2 protein-coding genes are annotated in these 2,660 nt (G+C 59.2%); both read right to left on the reverse strand.

The window, feature by feature from the left end:
• Positions 1-124: 124 nt before the first annotated feature.
• Complete coding sequence (locus AiwAL_RS19980; RefSeq protein ID WP_262313466.1) at positions 125-1,375, reverse strand: porin; 1,251 nt, start codon at positions 1,373-1,375, stop codon at positions 125-127.
• 39 nt (positions 1,376-1,414) lie between these two features.
• The coding region (locus AiwAL_RS19985) for a glutamine synthetase family protein (protein WP_262313467.1) at positions 1,415-2,660 on the reverse strand (1,246 nt) is incomplete at its 5' end.

Consider the following 2,660-nt stretch of genomic DNA (forward strand, 5'->3'; position numbering starts at 1 on the left):
TATCGGCTGTTTTGTTCATTTCATTTTCTCCTGTTTTTTGCCCCAGAATGTGCTTTGGTTGATTTTATCTGTCAGATGACAAGGCAGACTAAACTTTTCGGCTTCGATGACGACAAGCACGGCGTCAGAACAGGAATCCTGCCTCTAACACACCCGCGAACATGCCCGATTTGTTGCCGCTGGTGCCGTAGCCGAAGCCGGGCAGATAGCTCGAGAGATGGGAGTAAGCGAAGGTCGTGCGCACGAAGAGCTGCTTGTATTGCCAGGTCGGCGTCAGCTGCAATCCGAGCATGGAAGCGCCGGGTCCGATCGCACCGGGGCCGGTCGCGCCATATCCCATCCAGTTGCCGAAGGCGATGGCGTTGGCGATATTCTGCTTGTCGGTATTGGTGCTCACATAGCTCACCTGGCTGCCCAGCGACCACAGCTTGTTGAACTGGTAGTCCGTGGACACCGCGAAGGCGATGTTGCTATAGGTCTTGACGTTGCCGACCCGCGCGCTCTTCGGCAGCCACTGGTACTGGACATACGGAATCACGGTGAGTTTACCAAAGGTGGAGCTGACACCACCGCCGATCATATTGCTGTTGACCTCGGGGAAACCATTGGTCACGTTGGTGAAATCGGTGGTGCCGATCGTATCCGAGCCGTAGAGATAGATATAGTCGGACGAGTTCAGGTTATAGGTCAGCGCGGCCTGAACGTTGTTGAAGCGCTTCGAGAAATAGCCATCGTCGAACTGGACCGTCAGCGACGCCGGGCCATGGGTCAGGGTCGCCTCGATGCCCCGCTCCGACGTGATCTCCATATTGGCCAACTGCGAGAGGAAGAAGTTGAAGTTATTCCAGTCCTGCGCTTGCTCCATGCCTTCGACCGTCGGGATGATGCCGGCCGAAATCGTGAAGTTTTTACTCGGTGCCAGCGTGACGTATCCCTGAAGAACGGGGGTTCCAAGGAAGTTGTAGCCGTTCTGAGGCGATCCGGTCGGATATCCGAAGGCCTTCGAGCCGAGAATCGGGAACGTATATTCCCCGGCTTCGAAGGTGAACTGAACCAGTCCCGAGGTCTTCTGGATGTTGATCAGGGCATTGGCGAGACCGGCGGAGACGTTCTGCGGATTCTGGTTGAACAGATTGCCGGTGCTGTTGGTGTAGGCGGCGCCGTAGCCGTCGACCCCGCCGCTGATGCTGTATTCGCCGAGTGATCCAAGATTGTATTTGGTTGGCGCCGGTCCGTTCATGGCGAATGCCGGTCCCGCCGCGAGTGCGGCAAGCACCAGACCGGAACATGCCGCAGTCACGATTTTTGTAAGTTTTATTTTCATCATGGCCCCCTGGTTCGTGTTCGTGCCGCGGACGGCTTTTTGAATCAACATACCCCATCGTGGATTTTGAGACTCGACTTCTCCGCGATGTTAGAAGATCGAGAAGTATTCTCGCTGCTCCCACTCGGTCACTTCGGCCCGAAAGCGGGCAAGCTCGGCGTGTTTGAGATGAAGATAGTAGTCGACGAAGGCGTCACCGAAGCCGCGCCGCAAGCAGGCACTCTGCGACAAGGCATCGAGTGCCACGTCGAGCGAGTGCGGCAGCAACGTAGCTGACGCCTCGTACGGCGTGTCGGCGGACGGCCCCGGATCAAGACCGCGATCAACGCCGTCGAGGCCGCATACAATTTGCGACGCCATGTAGAGATAGGGATTAGCAGCCGGCTCCCCGACACGGTTTTCCAACCGCGTCGCGGTATCGCCAGGCATGCCCAGCACCCGTACCATCACGCCACGATTGTCACGACCCCAGATTGCGCGTTCCGGCGCGTTCGAACACGGGCGATACCGCTTATAGCCGTTGATCGTCGGCGTGCTGAACGCCGCCGCAGCGCTAGCATGTACGAGCAGGCCCGCGAGATAGCAGCGCCCGACTGGCGAAAGCACGTCCTCGCCGTCGGTGGAGCGGAACACGTTGCCACCATCCGAGCCGGTGAGCGACTGGTGCAGGTGCCAACCGGAAGAAACGACATTCGGGATGCGCGGACGGCACATGAAAGTCGCGTGATACCCATGCCGGCGCGCGATCTGCTTCACAGCGCTACGGAAGAGCACCACGAGGTCAGCTGCAGCAAGTCCTGCGGCAGGACTCAATGTCATCTCGTATTGGCTCGGGCCGTACTCGATCTCCAACGAACGAAGCGGCAGGCCGAGCTTGGTCAGGCCGACCCTCAGGTGCTCGAAAATGTCGTCCAGCTCGTCGTAGCGTAGCTCGGCCAGATGCTGGTAGCCTTGGGTGGTAAGTGCCACTTCGGGTGGCACGCCAGGTTGCCCAGCGTCCGCGGGATCTAGTCGCGGGTCGACGATGCGAAAGAGGTGGAATTCCAGCTCGGCGCCTGCGACGAATTCGTACCCGCGGTCGCGTAAAACCTGAAGCGTGTCACGGAACAGATCGCGCGTCGAAAACGGTACGGCGCAGCCATTAGTGAAGCGTAAATCGCACAGTAACCAACCGCTATGTGCCGCCCAGGGCAGAATCCGGAAAGTGCCGGGGTCCGGCACCATCAGCACGTCGCCTGATCCCTCCAACTCGCGAAGGCCGACCCCGCCGCCCGGGCTGAAGGTAGAGAAAACCGTGTGGCACGCGGTGTCCTTGAGCAGCAACGAGCCGGGAAAG

The organism is Acidiphilium sp. AL (genome assembly GCF_025499445.1).
Taxonomy (GTDB): Bacteria; Pseudomonadota; Alphaproteobacteria; order Acetobacterales; family Acetobacteraceae; genus Acidiphilium; species Acidiphilium iwatense.

Bases quoted from the DNA above. Each gene is read 5' to 3' on its own strand.
- AiwAL_RS19980 (WP_262313466.1), bottom strand. From the start codon at position 1,375: ATGTTGATTCAAAAAGCCGTCCGCGGCACGAACACGAACCAGGGGGCC.